Genomic DNA, 16,013 nt, shown 5'->3' with positions numbered 1-16,013 from the left:
TTCCTGAACCACTGAAGACCGACATCCAGGAGCGCCTCATGCGCCGCTTCAATCTCTCCGAGTGGGCTGTCCATCATCAGCCGCTGGTGCTGTTCTTCATCATCGCCATCGCGCTCGGCGGCTTCTTCTCCTATCAAAAGCTCGGCCGCGCCGAGGACCCGAACTTCACCATCAAGGTCGCGACCATCACGGCCATCTGGCCGGGCGCCACTGCGCAAGAGATGCAGGACCAGGTGTCCGACCGGATGGAGAAGAAGCTGCAGGAGCTGCCTTTCTTCAACAAGGTGCAGACCTATACGAAGCCCGGCTTCACTGCGATGCAGATGGAGTTCAAGGACTACACCCGCTCCGGCGAGATGCCGCAGCTCTTCTACCAGATCAGGAAGAAGCTGACCGACATCCGCTCAGACCTGCCGACCAATCTTATCGGCCCGAACGTCAATGACGAATTCGGCGACGTCGACTCCATTCTCTACATGCTGAGCGGCGACGGCGCCGACTACGCCCAGTTGAAGAAGGTGGCCGAAGGCTTCAAGCAGCGGCTCCTGCGCGTGCCGAACGTCGTCAAGGTCAACATCTATGGCGCGCAGGACGAGAAAATCTTCGTCGAGTTCAGTCACGCCAAGCTCGCGACGCTTGGCGTCTCCGTGCAACAGATCTTCGACTCGCTGCAGAAGCAGAATGCGGTGGTCGCCGCCGGCGTCGTCGAGACCGACGCCCAGCGCGTGCCGCTGCGCGTCACGGGGGCCTATGACGGCGTCGCGACCGTGTCCGAAACGCCGATCGAGGCGAACGGCCGCACCTTCCGGCTCGGTGACATCGCGACCGTCACGCATGGCTATCAGGACCCCGCGAGCTTCCTCGTGCGTCAGCGCGGCAAGCCCGCCATCGCCGTCGGCGTCGTCATGCAGCGTGGCGGCAACATCATCGATCTCGGCAAGGGCGTCGATGTGGCGGCCGACGAGTTCATCAAGGCGGTGCCGCAAGGCGTCGAGTTCGAGCGCATCGCCGACCAGCCGAAGGTGGTCGATCACGCCGTCGAGGAGTTTATCCGGTCGTTCGGCGAGGCGCTCGCGATCGTGATGGCGGTGAGCTTCCTCTCGCTCGGATGGCGCACCGGCATCGTCGTCGCCATGTCGGTGCCGCTGGTGCTCGCCATGGTGTTCATGGTGATGAATGCGTCGGGTTGGGACCTGCATCGCATCACGCTCGGCGCGCTCATCATCGCGCTCGGTCTTCTCGTCGACGATGCGATCATCGCCGTCGAGATGATGGTGGTGAAGATGGAGCAGGGCTGGGACCGCATGAAGGCGGCTTCCTATGCCTGGACCTCGACCGCCTTTCCCATGCTGACGGGCACGCTCGTCACCGCGGCCGGCTTCCTGCCGATCGGCTTCGCGAATTCCGCGGTCGGCGAATATACCGGCGGCATCTTCTGGGTGGTCGGCATCGCGCTGCTCGCGTCATGGATCGTCGCCGTGGTGTTCACGCCCTATCTCGGCGTGAAACTGCTGCCGAACTTCGCCAAGAACGGCGCGCATCATGATCACGACGCGATGTACAGGACGCGCACCTACAATGCGCTGCGTCATGTGGTGGAGTGGTGCGTGCGTCACCGCATCATCGTGATCGTCGCGACCATCGGCGTCTTCGGCGGCGCGATCGCGGCCTTCACCAAGGTGCAGCAGCAATTCTTCCCGTTGTCGGAGCGCCCCGAACTCTTCTTCGAGATGCGCATGCCGGAAGGCACGTCGATCGGCGCGACGCTGGAAACGGCGCGCACCGCCGAGAAGATGCTGGAGACGTCGAAGACCGATATCGCGACCTATTCGACCTATATCGGTCAGGGCAGCCCGCGCTTCTGGCTCGGCCTCAATCCGCAGCTTCCCAACGAAGCCTTCGCGCAGATCGTGATCGTGTCGAAGGATGTCGATGCGCGCGAGCGCATCAAGGCGAGACTCGAGAAGATGATCGGCGACGGCGCGCTGAGCGAAGCCCGCGTGCGCGTCGACCGCTTCAATTTCGGTCCGCCCGTTGGCTTCCCCGTGCAGTTCCGCGTCGTCGGCCGCGATCCCATGGAGGTGCGCCGCATCGCCTATGAGGTGCGCGAGATCATGCGCGCCAACAAGAACACGCGCGATCCGCATCTCGACTGGAACGAGCAGGCCCCCTCGATCAAGCTCGAACTCGATCAGGATCGCATTCGCGCGCTTGGACTCGCGCCGCAGGATGTTGGCAATGCGCTGCAGACGCTGATCTCGGGCCTCTCGGTCACGACGGTCCGTTCCGGCACGGAGAAGATCGACGTCGTCGCGCGCGCCGCGAAAGACGAGCGCGTCGATTTGAACCGTCTCGGCGATCTCACCATCCTGTCGCGCAATGGCGTGCCGGTGCCGCTGTCGCAGATCGCCAAGGCGAGCTATGGCGCGGAAGAGCCGATCCTGTGGCGGCGTAATCGCGACATGGCGATCACGGTGCGCGCCGACGTCATCGACGGCGTGCAGCCGCCTGACGTCACGAACCAGATCTGGCCGAAGCTCGCTGACATCCGCAATGCGTTGCCGGCGGGCTATCGTCTGGAGATTGGCGGCGCGGTCGAGGAATCAGGCAAGGCGAACGCGTCGATCTTCGCGCTCTTCCCGCTGATGTTCCTTGTCATGCTGACGCTGCTGATGCTGCAGCTTCAGAGCTTCTCCAGGCTGCTGCTCGTCTTCATGACGGCGCCGCTCGGCATCGTCGGCGCGGCGCTTGGTCTGACGCTGGCGAATCAGCCCTTCGGCTTCGTCGCGCTGCTGGGATTGATCGCGCTTGCCGGCATGATCATGCGCAACTCGATCATTCTCGTCGATCAGATCGAGGCGGATTACGCCGGCGGCGCGCACACGCTCAGTGAAGCGATCGTCGAAGCGACGATTCATCGCGCGCGGCCTGTCGTGCTGACCGCGATGGCGGCGATTCTCGCGATGATCCCGCTGTCGCGCTCGGCCTTCTGGGGACCGATGGCGGTGACCATCATGGGCGGTCTCTTCATCGCCACCTTGCTGACGATCCTGTTCCTGCCGGCGCTCTACGCCATGGCGTTCCGCAAACGCCTGAACAAGGTTGCGGAGGCCGAACCGGCGCAGACGGGCAACGCGCCGGTGGCTGCGAACGAGGATGTCGATGACGGCCAGATGCATCTGCCGCTGCCGCAGATCGCCGCGGAATGACGCGCGATCAATAAGTAGCGCTGGGCGGGTTTCTGACTCTTTCCGTCCAGCAAAAGCCCGGCCGCTTCGGCCGGGCTTTTCTTTGGAATTCGTTAAGGCTCTCGACGAAAGCCTGTCAGTGCACGCTCACCGTCGCGAGGTCATGCTCCCAGGCGTTGGCCAGAGCCGTGTCCTTTGAGTCCGTCAGCATGATCGGCGAGCCGTCGGCTGCAAGCAGCGCAAAGAGCTTCAGGCCGGGCTGGATCGCGGGCGCATTCGGGAAAATGCGCTGCACATCGTCGGACGTCATCGCCTTGACGTAGGCGACCTTGCCGCCGCCGAGCTCCGCGAGCGCTTCAGGCGTGATCGGGTCGGTCTGTTCGAGAATATTCTTGTCGTGGGTCATGGCGAATCTCCAATGTCCGACCGGGGCCAAAGTTCAGTCCCGGGCGATGATGTCGATCTTGCGCACGATGCGTTCCGGCTCAGGCCGGGCCAGATCGATGGAAAGCAAGCCGTGCGCCAGATCGGCGCCAGCCACCTCCATCCCTTCCGCGAGGAGGAAAGAACGCTGGAACTGCCGCGCGGCGATGCCGCGATGCAGATATTCCCGCGTCTTGTCGTCTTGCTGGCGACCGCGGATGAGCAACTGGTTCTCTTCCAAGGTCACTTCAAGATCCTCCTGGCGAAATCCCGCAACGGCCAGCGTGATGCGCAACCGTTCAGGATTGGTTTCCGTCCGGGGGAGCCGTTCGATATTGTACGGCGGATAGCCGTCTGAGGCGGCTTTCGACATCCTGTCGAGCGCCCGTTCCACGGCGTCAAAGCCGAGCAGGAACGGCGAATTCAAAGTCAACACACGCGACATGCGAAGCCCCTCAGGCGCCTCGGTGGCGGGACCCTTGCGGCGTCCCAGCCGGCCTTTCGGGGCCGGCGCTGTGAATATGGGCGCCCCTGCCGGGCGGCGCAAGCCGCCGTCGCGCCAACCGGAAACGATCGGTAACGCGCTGTAATCGATCGCGCTAACTGATCGGTCACGACTCCCTGCTACGTCAGGCGGCGATGGAAAGTTCGCGTATGAATGCCATTGGCCCGTTGCTGAAGGACCTCGATCTGGCGGCTTCGTCCGACGAGGACCGCCGGCAGCGCATGCTCGAGCAGATCGCGGACCTCTATCTCGGCCAGTCGCGCGACATCCAGAGCGAAGCGCTTGATCTGTTCGACGAGGTCCTCGTCCGCCTCGCCAGCGAGATCACGCGGCGCGTGCGCTTCGACCTGTCGCGCAAACTCGCCGACGCCGACCGCGGGCCGCCGCGACTGGTTCGCCAGCTCGTCCATGACGAGGTCGAGGTGGCGCGGCCGCTCATCGAACGCGGCTCAATGCTGTCGGAAGACGATCTCCTTTCCATCGCCATGACGCGCGGCGATGATCACCGCCAGATTGTCGCCTCGCGGCCGAATATCGGCGTCAAGGTCACCGACGCCCTGGTCGAGCGCGGCGGCCAGCCGGTTCTGCGTCGCGTCGCCGCCAACACCACGGCGCGCATTTCCACGAACGGCTTCACCCGCCTCGTGCAGCGCGCCGATGGCGACGAGGTGCTGCAGCGCCTCCTTGCCGAGCGCAAGGATCTGCCGCTCAATCAGGTTCACAATCTCATCGATATCGCCGGCGCCGCCGCCAAGGCGCGCCTGCAGCAGCTCCTGCGCGATGTCGATTCCAAGACCGTCAGCGCGGCGGTGGATGGCCATATCGGACGCGCCCATGATCTCGCCGGCGCCGCCACCGCGCGCCGTTCCTATGATGCGGCGATCGCCGCCGTCGCGCCGTTCCTGCACGACCGTTCGCTCAACGAGAATCATGTCCGGCTCTATGCCGAGCACAAGAAGTTCGAGGAGATGGTGTGCGCGGTGTCGGGCCTGACCCGGGTGTCTCTCAAGACGATCGAGGCGGTGTTCGACGGCGCCGACACCGATCGTTTCCTTGTGCTGTGCAAGGCGCTGAATTTCGACTGGGGCACGGTGAAGGTGATGTCGCGCATCGGCTTCGCTCACCATCCCGTGGTGAAATCAGCCGAGCAGATGCGCGATTCCTACGAGAAGCTGTCGCAGAAGACGGCGCACCGCATCGTGCAGTTCCTGGCCGAACGCGAGCGCGGCGGCACGCAGACGCCGGCGTAAGCGTTTGCCTGCGCCGGTCAGGCTGCAGGTTTGCGCCACTCCATGATGTGAAAATAGGGAACGCGGCGATAGCGATCCGCGCGCCTGGGATCGCCGTCTGACGGAGCCGGCTCGGCGAAATGCCTGAGCTCCAGCCCCTGCTGAAGAAGCAGCGTCATGTAAGCGCTCAACGGACGATGCCAGTTGCGGATCCGCACGCCGCGCCACGCAGCCCAGAAGACGCGCTCTTCGAGATAATGATCGATGTAGAACCGCTCTTTTCCGTCGGCGTCTTTTGTCCAGCCCTCCGGCGGCCCCGCGGTGTTGAAGCTCGTCAGGTTGGCGATCAGGAGCGCGCCGCCCGGCCGCAGCATCGCCGCCATTCTTTCGATCGCCCGGGCCAGATCGGGAATATCGATCAGCGTGAGATAGCTGACGACGAGATCGAAAGATGCGTCGGGCGCGGCGAAAGTCTCGGCGCGGGCGAGCCGGTAGTCGCCCTGCGGATCGCGCCGCCGCGCTTCCGCAAGAAGCGCCTCCGTCGGGTCGATCCCGGCAGTGCGCAGGCCTTCAGCCTGCATCATTCGACAGAAGCGGCCTTCTCCGCATCCGACGTCGAGCGCGGTCTTGAAGCCCTGTCCGCGAATGCGTGCGAGCATCGGCGCGTCGAGCACGAAGCGGCGCGCATAGTCACCGTCCTTGCTCATCTCTTCGAGCCATGCCGGCGCTGATTCCGCCCAGCCGTCGGAGTCTGGCTGCGTCATGCGGTCGCCCCATCAATGACAAGCGCATAAAGCGCGTGCGCGTGATAGCCGGGATTCAGACGCGCCGAAACGTCAGATAGCTTCCTGTGCGCCCTTCGCGCAGCGCCTTCTTTTCATAGCGCGTGCTCGCCCAGTTCGGCCATGGCGTCAGCCAATCCGACGACCCCTCCGCCACCCATTCGAAATCGGGCGAACGCAACGCGCGCGCCAGCGTCCAGGCGGCGTAATCGTCGATGTCGGTGGCGAAACGGAATTCGCCGCCCGGTTTGAGAATGCGCGCCAGCGCGGCGAGACGTTCGTCTGACACAAAGCGGCGCTTGCGCTGCCGGCGCTTCGGCCAGGGATCGGGATAGAGCAGATAGACGCGCGCGATCGACGCGTCGGGAAGCCGGTCGATCAGCCGGATCGCGTCAGCGTCGTAGAGGCGGACATTGCCGAGCGCGTTCTTCTCGATCTCGCCGACAAGCCGCGCGACGCCATCGATATAGGCTTCGCAGCCGATGAAGCCGACGTCGGGATTTTCCAGCGCGCGCGCGATCAGATGTTCGCCGCCGCCGAAGCCGATTTCCAGCCAAGCCTCTTTCACGCCGACGTCGAACAATGATGAAGGCTCGATCGCACCGTCGCCGAGCGCGACGCGCAGTTTCGGCATCAGCGCTGCCAGCGTCGCCTCGCGACCGCCGCGCAGCTTGTGGCTGACGCGCCGGCCGAAAAAGGCGCGGCCGTCGTCATGTCGGCGTGCGTCGCTCATGGTCTCAAAAGCAAGAGGGGCCTTGCGGCCCCTCTTAATTCAACATGAGGGTGATGTCGCTTAGATCACGCCGCACTTTGATTGAAACAATCAAAGTGCGGGAACGTGATCGATTCCAAAAATGTAGAACGGGATTGGCGCGAAAAACCGGTTCCCACTTTTTCGCATCCCGCTCTACGCCGCGACGGCCTGCTTGATCGCCGGAGCGAGATCGGTCTTCTCCCAGGAGAAGGAGCCGTCGCGCGCCGCCTTGCGGCCGAAATGGCCGTAGGCCGCCGACTTCGCATAGATCGGCTTGTTGAGCTGGAGATGTTCGCGGATGCCGCGCGGCGTCAGCTTCATCACTTCGCGCAGCGCCTTCTCAAGCTTCGCCTCGTCGACCTTTCCGGTGCCATGCAGATCGACATAGATCGACAAAGGCTCCGACACGCCGATCGCGTAGGAGAGCTGGATGGTGCAACGGTCCGCGAGCTTCGCCGCGACGACGTTCTTCGCGAGATAGCGCGCGGCGTAAGCCGCCGAACGATCGACCTTGGTCGGGTCCTTGCCGGAGAACGCGCCGCCGCCATGGGGCGCCGCGCCGCCATAGGTGTCGACGATGATCTTGCGGCCGGTGAGGCCGGCGTCGCCGTCGGGTCCGCCGATGACGAACTTGCCGGTCGGATTGACGTGCCACACGGTCTCCGAATTGATCCAGCCATCGGGCAACGTCTCGCGGATGATCGGCTCGACGATCTTGCGCACGTCGCTCGACGACAGCGACGCATCGACATGCTGCGTCGACAGCACGATCTGCGTGACGCCGACCGGCTTGCCGCCGACATATTTCACGGTGACCTGGCTCTTGGCGTCAGGGCCGAGCTTCTCGCAGCCGCGCTCGCTCTTCTTGCGATAGTCGGTGAGCACTTCGAGAATCTTGTGGGCGTAATAGATCGGCGCCGGCATGAGCTCCGGCGTCTCGCGGCAGGCGTAGCCGAACATGATGCCCTGATCGCCCGCGCCTTCATCCTTGTTGCCGGCGGCGTCGACGCCCTGCGCGATGTCGACCGACTGCGGATGCAGCAGCACGTCGATCTTCGCCTTCTTCCAGTGGAAGCCATCCTGCTCGTAGCCGATCGACTTGATCGCCTTGCGCGCGGCGGACTTCACCTTGCTCTTCATCGTCTTCTCATCGAGCGAAGTGCGGACTTCGCCGGCGATGACGACGCGATTGGTGGTGGCGAGCGTTTCGCAGGCGACGCGCACCTGGGCTGCGTCCATGCCTGATTTCGCCGCCTCCTTGAAAAACAGATCGACCACCTCGTCGGAGATGCGATCGCAGACTTTGTCGGGATGGCCTTCGGAAACGGATTCGCTGGTGAAAAGATAATCCTGACGGCTCACTTGCAGGCGCTCCATGCAACGGAAAGCCGGCGAGGAGCGCGGGAGGGTCCGCCCGCCCAGCCGGCTGAAAGCAGCGCGTCTCATGGCAGCGCAACCCGGGAGGGTCAAGGGAAATCCGATATGGCGGACGTTTCGTTTGGATTTTAGGACAGTTGCGAGGAATAAGGTCGTGAATCTGGAAAGGCGGCGGGGCGCGGCCCGGGCGGCGGCGGACCGTCAGGCGATGTTCCGCCCCGCCGGCCCGGCGGCCGCGCGAGGAGCGCCCGGCGGCCGCGACGGAGATTGAAGGAGCGCGTCGCCGATCAGCGGGAGCTCGATCGCAAGCGACCAGACGGCGCCCGTTTGTCCATCCCGCCACGCCGCAAGACTGCGGGCCGTGTTGAGGCTGCCGGCGATGGCGACGCCGGACAGGGCCATGGCGACCCCTGCGCGGGCGATCCAGTGGGGAATGACGATCATGGCGCTGCTCTCTTCCTGAGGTTTGAGGCTTGGCGTCGCCGCGGCGGACGGACTCCGCTCCGATCGGGCGGAGTCCGCGATCCGTCACGCCGGCAGGCGCTGGTCGTAGTCGTTCTTCAGGCGGACCCAGCCGTCCCAGAAGGGCGGCGGCTCGACGCCCCGCGCGCGGGCGACCAGCACGTCGAGATGCATGTGCCAGCCGGCGCCGACCATGAGCATCGTCTTGCGGTCGGGCAGGCGACGATGGATCACGGTGAGCAGCACGTCCTTGCCCTTCGGTTCGAGCTCGAAGGAGACGTCGCCGCTGCCGCTCCAGGCGATCGCGAGCTTGCGCGGCGGATCGAGCTCCGTGATGCGGCTCTGCATGCGGTGCTCCTCGCCGAATCCTTCCGGCTTCTGGCCGGGCGGATTGGTGAGCTCGTCGTTGCGCCAGGTGAGCTCGAACGGCGCGCCGACCTTCATCTCCATGGCTCCGGCGGCGAGCCATTTGCTGCGCAGGTTGCTGTCCGTGAGATAGGACCAGATGCGCTCGATCGGGCCGGGGAGAATGCGCTCGATCTTCAATGTCGTCGGCTCGATGAGCACGCCATAGCCGTCCTGGGTTGCGACTGCGGTCATTGGTCTTCTCCTTCGGGGGTGGTCGGGGTGGTGGGCTTGTCGGAGGGTTTGCGGGCGTCTTCCTCGCGGAGGAGCCGTTCGAGCGTGTAGAGACGATCGGTCCAGAAGCGCTCGTAGAAGGTCAGCCACTCATGGGCGCTGGCGAGCGGCCCGGGATCGAGGCTGCAGAAATGAGTCCGGCCGCGGACCTCGCGACGGATCAGGCCGGCGTTCTCCAGCGCCTTGATGTGCTTCGACGCCGCGTTGAGCGAGATCGCGAAAGGCTCCGCGAGTTGGCCGACCGTCTGCTCGCCGCGGGAGAGCTGGCGGAGCATGCGCCGCCGCGTTTCGTCGCCAAGGGCGTGGAAAACCGCATTGAGCGACGGGAGCGGCAGGGACGATGTGTGAAGTTCAACCATAAGGTTGAATATAGCGGTCGACGCTCGAATGTCAACCGTTGGGTTGAATAAATTTCCGCGCACCATTGGCCGGCTCCGCGCGTCGGCGCGTCCATGCGGCTAACGGCCTATGGAATTTCAGGAATTACGGGCGTCCACCAAGCATCCGACGCCGTGCGCCGCGCTCAGGACGGCTCGCCGCCCTCGTCGCCGGCAAGCGTGACGACGAGATCGACGATCCGCCGGCGCACCTTGGCGTCGCGGATGCGCACGAAGGCCCGGTTGAGCTGAACGCCTTCGCTCGTCGTCAGGAAATCCACGACATAGCCGGAATTCGGGGCCTCATTGAATCCGGCCGCTGGCGGCGTCGGCTCGCTGACCGCCGGCGCGCCCTCGAAAAAGAACTCCACCGGCACCGCCAGCACTTTGGAGATCTGTTGCAGGCGGCTCGCGCCGATCCGGTTGGCGCCCTTCTCGTATTTCTGCACCTGCTGGAAGGTTAGGCCGAGCGCGTCGCCGAGCTTCTCCTGACTCATCCCGACCAGCATGCGGCGCAGCCGGACTTTGGAGCCGACATGGCGATCGATCGGATTGGGCGTCTTCTTCACGGTCGCCATGAGGTTGGTCCCGACATCCCTACGATGAGCGGCGTCGGCCGAATCGGCTCGCGCGCCATGCAAACAGGAGCGAGAATACAACCATCATTGCGGGAATGAAATCCCCAAGACGCGCATAAATTGTAGCCGCCAATGGAACTGGCAGAGGCCCGTCGAGAACGCCTTCGACGCCCAGCGGCAGCTTGCGGACGATTCGGCCATAGGGGTCGACGATGGCGGAGATTCCAGTGTTGGCGTCGCGAACCAGCGGCAGCCCCTCCTCGATGGCGCGCATGCGGGCCTGTGCGAAATGCTGGTAGGGGCCGGGCGTCAGCCCGAACCAGGCGTCGTTGGTGACATTGAGCAGCAGTCCCGGTCGCGGACCGGGCGGCAGGACTTCGCCGGGAAACACCGCCTCGTAGCAGATCAGCGGCGCGATCAGGGGCAGGCCGGGCGCCTGCAAAGCGCGCCGCATCGCGCCTGCGGTGAAGCCGCCGGGCATGGTCACGAACTGACGCAGCCCGATCGCATCGAGAAGAGCGCGCAACGGCAGATATTCGCCGAAGGGCACGAGATGCGCCTTGTCGTAGGAGCTGCGCACCACGCCCTCATGGTCGAGCGTCTGCAGCGAATTGTAGAAGCGATGCATGCGCTCGCCGGGCAGCGGCTCGTCGGCGCGCGCGGCCCCGGTGATCAGCGTGACGCCGGGCGGCAGGAAATCGGCGATCTCGCCAAGCGCCTTGCGATCGCGATCGAGAATGAAGGGAAAGGAAGATTCCGGCCAGATCAGATGCGTGACGCTGGCGACCCCCGTAATCTCGGGCGAACTCGGGCGACCGCTAAGCTCGAAATAGCGACGCATGATCTCGTCGCGATTGTCGGGCGCGAATTTCGCGTCCTGGGGCAGGTTCGGCTGCATCAGGCGCAGCCGCACGTTCGGAACGGTTTGCGTCGGCGCATCGGGCAGGCGCCGCCAGCCATAGATCGCCATGCCCGCGAGCACGACTGAGGCCGCGACGAGCGGGAAAGAGCGAAGCGTCTTGCCGTCGTCGGAAATCATCGCCGCCGGCGCCGAGAGCGTCGCGAGCGCAAGGAAAGTCAGACCGTAAAGGCCCGTCAGTGAGGCTGTCTGATCGAGCAGCGCAGCGTCGCCAAAGGCGAGGCCGAAACTGTTCCAGGGAAAGCCCGTGAGAATATGCCCACGCAGCCATTCGCTGATGGTGAGCATCGCGGCGAAGACGAGAATCCGCGCCGGTCCCGCCGGCCAGAAGGCGCGCGCCAGCGCGAAGCCGAGCGCCATGAAGAAGGCGAGGCCCGCCGGCAGGCCGACGACGCCGAGCGGCATCAGCGCCGCGAATTTGTCGGCCTCGACGAGAAACGCTGAGCCCAGCCACCACAGGCTCGCGAGGAAATAACCGAAGCCGAACCACCAGCCCGCGATGGCCGCGGCGCGCACGCCGCCGAAATCGAATCGTTTGCCAGACGCGATCGAACCGTCGAGCAGCCAGACCGCAAGCGTGAAGGAGATGATCAGCGCCGGCCAGACGCCGAGCGGCGGCATCGCCAGCGCGCCGACCGCGCCAGCAAACAGGGCGATCAGCCGGCGCGGCCAACCCCAGGCCAGAAGAACGGTCTGGCTTGCGCGCAGAAACATGGGCGTCGAAGGGCTCGCGGAGAAAGCGACGAAGAGACGTAACTTGTCTAGCGCGATTCGGGCGGCGCTTCGCCAGAGGTCGCAGCCGGTTCAGGCGGCGTTTCGCCGCTCGTCGCCTCGGCGCGCGGCCGGCGGCGCGGCCTGTCCTCGACGGGTTGGCGGCGGATCAGGCGCACGCGCTTCACCCGCCGGGGATCGGCGTCCATGATCTCGAATTCGTAATCCGAAGGTCCGGGGATGATCTCGCCGCGCACCGGCACCCGGCCGGCAAGCGTGACGATCAGGCCGGCGAGCGTATCCACATCCTCGGCCTCGACGCCGAGATCGACGCCGAGCGCCGTCGAGACCTCTTCAAGCGGCGCGCGCCCGTCGGCGACGAACACGCCGTCGCGCTCGGCCCGGAGCGCCGGCCCTTCGCTCTCGTCATGCTCGTCCTCGATGTCGCCGACAATGACCTCGACGAGATCCTCGATCGAAACGAGTCCTTCGGTGCCGCCATATTCGTCGATGACGAGCGCCATATGGGTGCGCGACGCCTGCATCTTCACGAGCAGATCGATGGCAGGCATCGACGCCGGCACAAAGAGAACGGGACGCAGCATCTTCACCGCGGAGAGAGGCGTCGACAGATCGAACATCTTCACCGATCCCGGCGCGTCCGATTCCTTTGCAGCGTCGGCGATCTTGGCGACGCCGGCGCCGGCCGCGGCGCGCGCCGCGACATGATCGAGGAAGTCGCGGATATGGACCATGCCGCGGGGATCATCGAGCGTCTCTTCGTAGACCGGCAGGCGGGAATGGCCGGCGGTGCGGAACATGTCGAGCAGTTCCGCAAGCGTGACGTCGCCCGGAACCGCCACGATGTCGGCGCGCGGAATCATCACGTCGCCGACGGTCACCTGGCGCAGCGTGAGGACGTTGCGCAGCATGGCGCGCTCGAGGGGCGAAAGACTTTCTGACGGATCGGTCTCGGCGAGCGCTTCGCTCAATTCATTGCGCGCGGCGAAGCGGCCGATCCGCATGAGATTGCGCAGCCGTTCAAGGACCGTGCCGCGCGTCCCGCCATTGGCGCCCGATGGAGAATCCTCGCTCATATCGGGCCGTTCACGCGTCGACGCCGACGGCGACGTAGGGATCGGCGACGCCGAGCTTCGCCAGAATCAACGTCTCCAGCTCCTCCATCTCTTCGGCCTCTTCATCGTCCTCATGATCGAAGCCGAGAAGATGCAGCACGCCATGCACGACGAGGTGGGTGAGATGATCGGCGGGCGTCTTGTCCTCGTCGCGCGCTTCGGCGAGCACGGTTTCCAGCGCGATCACGATGTCGCCGAGCGCGCGCGCATCCGCAAGCTGATCGATGGACGCCGCCGGAAAAGACAGCACGTTGGTCGCCTTGTCCTTGTTGCGCCACTGCGCGTTGAGGTCGCGGATCGTCGCATCGTTGGTAAGCAGCAGCGAGATTTCCGCATCCGCGCGCGTTACGATGTCCGCGCCGGCGAGCGCCGCTTCGGCGGCGCGACGCACCAGCGCCTCGACGCGCGGAATGGCGCGCCAGCCGCTCGACTCCCGCGTGATGTCGATGACAGCCATGTCAGGCGTCCGCGCGCGTCCGCGGCGCGGCTTTTGCGGCCGCGTCGGCGCGCGCATAGGCGGAGACGATCTTCTGCACAAGTTCGTGCCTGACGACATCGCCCTCCTTGAAGGGCGCGAAGCCGATGCCTTCGACGCCCTGCAACAGCCGCAGCGCCTCGTTCAGTCCCGACTTCTGGCCAGGCGGCAGGTCGATCTGCGACGGATCGCCATTGACGATCATGCGCGAACCTTCGCCGAGACGCGTGAGAAACATCTTCATCTGCATCGGCGTGCAGTTCTGCGCTTCGTCGAGCAGAACGACGGAACGCGTCAGCGTGCGGCCGCGCATGAAGGCCAGCGGCGCGATCTCGATCATGCCGGTCTGCAGCCCGCGTTCGACATGGCGCGCATCCATGAAATCGAACAGCGCATCATAGATCGGGCGAAGATAGGGATCGACCTTCTCCTTCATGTCGCCGGGGAGGAAGCCCAGCCGCTCGCCCGCCTCGACCGCGGGGCGCGACAGGATCATGCGATTGACGACGCCCTGTTCGAGCAGCGTCACGGCGTAGCCGACGGCGAGCCAGGTCTTGCCGGTGCCGGCGGGGCCTTCGGCGAAAACGAGTTCATATTTGCGCAGCGCGCGCAGATAGGCGTCCTGCGCCGCATTTCGCGCACGCACCGGCCCGCGCTTGCGCGTCGCGATCTGCTCGAAGGATGAACGCGCCGGCGCTTCGCTGGCGCCGAACAGCACGCCCTGCGCGCTCGTCTCCTGGATCACGCCGTCGACGTCGCCGGCGCTGATATCCTCGCCTCGTCGCGCCCGCGCATAGAGTTCGTCGAGCACGCGCCGCGCCCGTTCGGAGGAATCGCGCGGACCTTTCAATGTGACGTGATTGCCATTCGCATTAGCGACGACGCCGAGCCGGCGTTCGAGATGAGCGAGATTCTGGTCATAGAGACCGAACACCTGGCTCGCGATGCGGTTGTCTTCGAATGAAATCACGATCTCGGCGGAATCGCCGGGGCCATGGGTCGCAAGCGCCGGAGCGGCGCGCATGTCGGGTCTTTGCACAGGCGTCCTCACGCGGCGACAGCGGTCTCGGCGAGCGCGCCGAAAAGTGAATTCGAGCCGCGCGCGGTGATCGTCACTGGAGCGATCTCGCCGATCAGCGAAAACGGCGCGTCGACCTGCACCGCCTGCAGCCATGGCGTCTTGCCGACGATCTGGCCGGGATGGCGCCCGGCGCGCTCGAACAGGATATCGGTCGTCTTGCCAACCGTTGCTTCATTGAAAGCGAAGCGCTGCGCGTCGAGCAGGCGCTGCAATTCGGCGAGCCGTTCGGATTTCGCCTCTTCAGAAACCTGATCGCCAAGCGCCGCCGCCGGCGTGCCCGGACGCGCGCTGTATTTGAAGAAGAAGGCGCTGGCGAAATTCACGTCGCGCACAAGCCGCAAGGTCTCCTCGAAATCCGCATCGGTCTCGCCGGGGAAACCGACGATGAAATCGGAGGACAGCGCGATGTCAGGGCGCGCGCTGCGCACGCGCGCGATGATGTCGCGATATTCGTCGGCCGTATGCTTGCGGTTCATGGCGGCGAGGATGCGATCCGACCCTGATTGCACCGGCAAATGCAGATAAGGCGCCAGCGCCGGAAGATCGCGATGGGCGGCGATGAGCTCTTCATCCATGTCGCGGGGATGGCTGGTGGAGTAACGGATGCGCACGATCCCATCGATATCGGCGACGGCTGCGAACAGTTTCGCCAGCGACCATGTCGCGCCGTCAGGCCCCTCGCCGTGATAGGCGTTGACGTTCTGGCCGATGAGCGTGACCTCGCGCACGCCGGCTTCTGCCAGCGCTCTGACGTCGGCGATGATCTTCACGACAGGCCGCGAGGATTCCGCGCCGCGCGTGTAAGGCACCACGCAGAAGCTGCAGAACTTGTCGCAGCCTTCCTGCACGGTCACGAACGCCGACACGCCGCGCGCGCGCATTTTCTCGCGCGAGGCGCGCGGCAGATGGTCGAACTTGTCCTCGACGGGAAATTCGGTGTCGACGACGCGCGCCGCCCGCGCCTGACGCACGAGTTCCGGCAGACGATGATAGCTCTGAGGGCCGACTACGAGATCGACGGCCGGCGCCCGACGCAGGATTTCGCCGCCTTCGGCCTGAGCCACGCAGCCCGCGACGACGACGGCGGTGTCGCGGCCGGCGGCGGCGCGCTCGCTCTTGAGCTCGCGCACGCGGCCGAGTTCGGAATAGACTTTCTCGGCCGCCTTCTCCCGGATGTGACAGGTGTTGAGGATGACGAGATCGGCGTCCGCGATCTCGCTGGTCTCGGCGTAGCCTTCCGGCGCCAGCGCGTCGGCCATGCGCTCGGCGTCATAGACGTTCATCTGGCAGCCATAGGCCTTGATGAACACCTTCTTCGGCGCGCCATCGACGCCCCCTGACGAGGGCGGCGCAGCCGGTCTTTCGTTGTCCTGCATA

General features: G+C 65.2%; 16 protein-coding genes. 2 read left to right on the top strand and 14 right to left on the bottom strand.

Features of this window, described 5'->3' with window-relative positions:
• The first annotated feature begins 38 nt into the window (after positions 1-38).
• On the top strand, positions 39-3,209 hold the full coding sequence (locus L8F45_RS22190) for an efflux RND transporter permease subunit (protein WP_342360013.1): 3,171 nt from the start codon (positions 39-41) through the stop codon (positions 3,207-3,209).
• Positions 3,210-3,324: 115 nt separating this feature from the next.
• Here the strand turns inward: L8F45_RS22190 and L8F45_RS22185 are convergent, their stop codons facing one another.
• The gene (locus L8F45_RS22185) at positions 3,325-3,594 is read right to left on the bottom strand and encodes a BQ00720 family protein (protein ID WP_342360012.1); all 270 of its coding nucleotides are present in this window, start codon (positions 3,592-3,594) and stop codon (positions 3,325-3,327) included.
• 33 nt (positions 3,595-3,627) lie between these two features.
• Complete coding sequence (locus L8F45_RS22180; RefSeq protein ID WP_342360011.1) at positions 3,628-4,056, bottom strand: Hsp20 family protein; 429 nt, start codon at positions 4,054-4,056, stop codon at positions 3,628-3,630.
• A 209-nt stretch (positions 4,057-4,265) separates the two neighbouring features.
• Between L8F45_RS22180 and L8F45_RS22175 the strand changes: the two genes are divergently transcribed.
• The gene (locus L8F45_RS22175) at positions 4,266-5,366 is read left to right on the top strand and encodes a DUF2336 domain-containing protein (protein ID WP_342360010.1); all 1,101 of its coding nucleotides are present in this window, start codon (positions 4,266-4,268) and stop codon (positions 5,364-5,366) included.
• A 17-nt stretch (positions 5,367-5,383) separates the two neighbouring features.
• Here L8F45_RS22175 and L8F45_RS22170 read toward each other — a convergent pair whose 3' ends face one another.
• From L8F45_RS22170 to miaB, 12 genes are all read right to left on the bottom strand, one after another.
• Entirely contained in the window at positions 5,384-6,109 is a 726-nt protein-coding gene (locus L8F45_RS22170) for a class I SAM-dependent methyltransferase (RefSeq protein WP_342360009.1), read from the bottom strand.
• Between the two features lie 55 nt (positions 6,110-6,164).
• Entirely contained in the window at positions 6,165-6,860 is a 696-nt protein-coding gene (gene trmB / locus L8F45_RS22165; protein WP_342360008.1) for a tRNA (guanine(46)-N(7))-methyltransferase TrmB, read from the bottom strand.
• 174 nt (positions 6,861-7,034) lie between these two features.
• Complete coding sequence (metK, locus tag L8F45_RS22160; protein ID WP_342360007.1) at positions 7,035-8,243, bottom strand: methionine adenosyltransferase; 1,209 nt, start codon at positions 8,241-8,243, stop codon at positions 7,035-7,037.
• Between the two features lie 216 nt (positions 8,244-8,459).
• Positions 8,460-8,702, bottom strand: a complete 243-nt coding sequence (locus tag L8F45_RS22155; protein WP_342360006.1) for a hypothetical protein — start codon at positions 8,700-8,702, stop codon at positions 8,460-8,462.
• Positions 8,703-8,786: 84 nt separating this feature from the next.
• Positions 8,787-9,320, bottom strand: a complete 534-nt coding sequence (locus L8F45_RS22150) for an SRPBCC family protein (protein ID WP_342360005.1) — start codon at positions 9,318-9,320, stop codon at positions 8,787-8,789.
• Positions 9,317-9,718, bottom strand: a complete 402-nt coding sequence (locus tag L8F45_RS22145; RefSeq protein ID WP_342360004.1) for an ArsR/SmtB family transcription factor — start codon at positions 9,716-9,718, stop codon at positions 9,317-9,319. Before L8F45_RS22145 ends, L8F45_RS22150 begins: the two co-directional genes overlap by 4 nt.
• A 164-nt stretch (positions 9,719-9,882) precedes the next feature.
• Positions 9,883-10,314: a helix-turn-helix domain-containing protein gene (locus L8F45_RS22140; protein ID WP_342360003.1), complete on the bottom strand. Its 432-nt coding sequence runs from the start codon at positions 10,312-10,314 to the stop codon at positions 9,883-9,885.
• A 19-nt stretch (positions 10,315-10,333) separates the two neighbouring features.
• The gene (gene lnt / locus L8F45_RS22135) at positions 10,334-11,947 is read right to left on the bottom strand and encodes an apolipoprotein N-acyltransferase (protein WP_342360002.1); all 1,614 of its coding nucleotides are present in this window, start codon (positions 11,945-11,947) and stop codon (positions 10,334-10,336) included.
• 47 nt (positions 11,948-11,994) lie between these two features.
• Positions 11,995-13,041 carry a hemolysin family protein gene (locus L8F45_RS22130; protein WP_425329949.1) on the bottom strand — a complete coding sequence of 349 codons (1,047 nt, stop codon included), beginning with the start codon at positions 13,039-13,041 and terminating at the stop codon, positions 11,995-11,997.
• 10 nt (positions 13,042-13,051) lie between these two features.
• Entirely contained in the window at positions 13,052-13,537 is a 486-nt protein-coding gene (gene ybeY, locus L8F45_RS22125; RefSeq protein ID WP_342360001.1) for an rRNA maturation RNase YbeY, read from the bottom strand.
• 1 nt (position 13,538) lies between these two features.
• The gene (locus L8F45_RS22120) at positions 13,539-14,579 is read right to left on the bottom strand and encodes a PhoH family protein (RefSeq protein ID WP_342363539.1); all 1,041 of its coding nucleotides are present in this window, start codon (positions 14,577-14,579) and stop codon (positions 13,539-13,541) included.
• A gap of 23 nt (positions 14,580-14,602) precedes the next feature.
• Complete coding sequence (gene miaB / locus L8F45_RS22115; RefSeq protein WP_342360000.1) at positions 14,603-16,012, bottom strand: tRNA (N6-isopentenyl adenosine(37)-C2)-methylthiotransferase MiaB; 1,410 nt, start codon at positions 16,010-16,012, stop codon at positions 14,603-14,605.
• Position 16,013: the final 1 nt, after the last annotated feature.

This window comes from Terrirubrum flagellatum, from assembly GCF_022059845.1.
Classification (GTDB): domain Bacteria; phylum Pseudomonadota; class Alphaproteobacteria; order Rhizobiales; family Beijerinckiaceae; genus Terrirubrum; species Terrirubrum flagellatum.
Note: the sequence above shows the minus strand (reverse complement) of the source record. Positions and strands in the feature narration are given on the sequence as shown.

Excerpts from the sequence above, each read along its gene's own strand:
- L8F45_RS22120 (WP_342363539.1), bottom strand. The coding sequence starts at position 14,579 with ATGCGCGCCGCTCCGGCGCTTGCGACCCATGGCCCCGGCGATTCCGCC.
- trmB (WP_342360008.1), bottom strand. The coding sequence starts at position 6,860 with ATGAGCGACGCACGCCGACATGACGACGGCCGCGCCTTTTTCGGCCGG.
- L8F45_RS22185 (WP_342360012.1), bottom strand. The coding sequence starts at position 3,594 with ATGACCCACGACAAGAATATTCTCGAACAGACCGACCCGATCACGCCT.
- L8F45_RS22170 (WP_342360009.1), bottom strand. The coding sequence starts at position 6,109 with ATGACGCAGCCAGACTCCGACGGCTGGGCGGAATCAGCGCCGGCATGG.
- L8F45_RS22180 (WP_342360011.1), bottom strand. The coding sequence starts at position 4,056 with ATGTCGCGTGTGTTGACTTTGAATTCGCCGTTCCTGCTCGGCTTTGAC.
- L8F45_RS22190 (WP_342360013.1), top strand. The coding sequence starts at position 39 with ATGCGCCGCTTCAATCTCTCCGAGTGGGCTGTCCATCATCAGCCGCTG.
- L8F45_RS22150 (WP_342360005.1), bottom strand. The coding sequence starts at position 9,320 with ATGACCGCAGTCGCAACCCAGGACGGCTATGGCGTGCTCATCGAGCCG.
- L8F45_RS22130 (WP_425329949.1), bottom strand. The coding sequence starts at position 13,041 with ATGAGCGAGGATTCTCCATCGGGCGCCAATGGCGGGACGCGCGGCACG.
- L8F45_RS22155 (WP_342360006.1), bottom strand. The coding sequence starts at position 8,702 with ATGATCGTCATTCCCCACTGGATCGCCCGCGCAGGGGTCGCCATGGCC.
- L8F45_RS22175 (WP_342360010.1), top strand. The coding sequence starts at position 4,266 with ATGAATGCCATTGGCCCGTTGCTGAAGGACCTCGATCTGGCGGCTTCG.
- lnt (WP_342360002.1), bottom strand. The coding sequence starts at position 11,947 with ATGTTTCTGCGCGCAAGCCAGACCGTTCTTCTGGCCTGGGGTTGGCCG.
- L8F45_RS22140 (WP_342360003.1), bottom strand. The coding sequence starts at position 10,314 with ATGGCGACCGTGAAGAAGACGCCCAATCCGATCGATCGCCATGTCGGC.
- miaB (WP_342360000.1), bottom strand. The coding sequence starts at position 16,012 with ATGCAGGACAACGAAAGACCGGCTGCGCCGCCCTCGTCAGGGGGCGTC.
- ybeY (WP_342360001.1), bottom strand. The coding sequence starts at position 13,537 with ATGGCTGTCATCGACATCACGCGGGAGTCGAGCGGCTGGCGCGCCATT.
- L8F45_RS22145 (WP_342360004.1), bottom strand. The coding sequence starts at position 9,718 with ATGGTTGAACTTCACACATCGTCCCTGCCGCTCCCGTCGCTCAATGCG.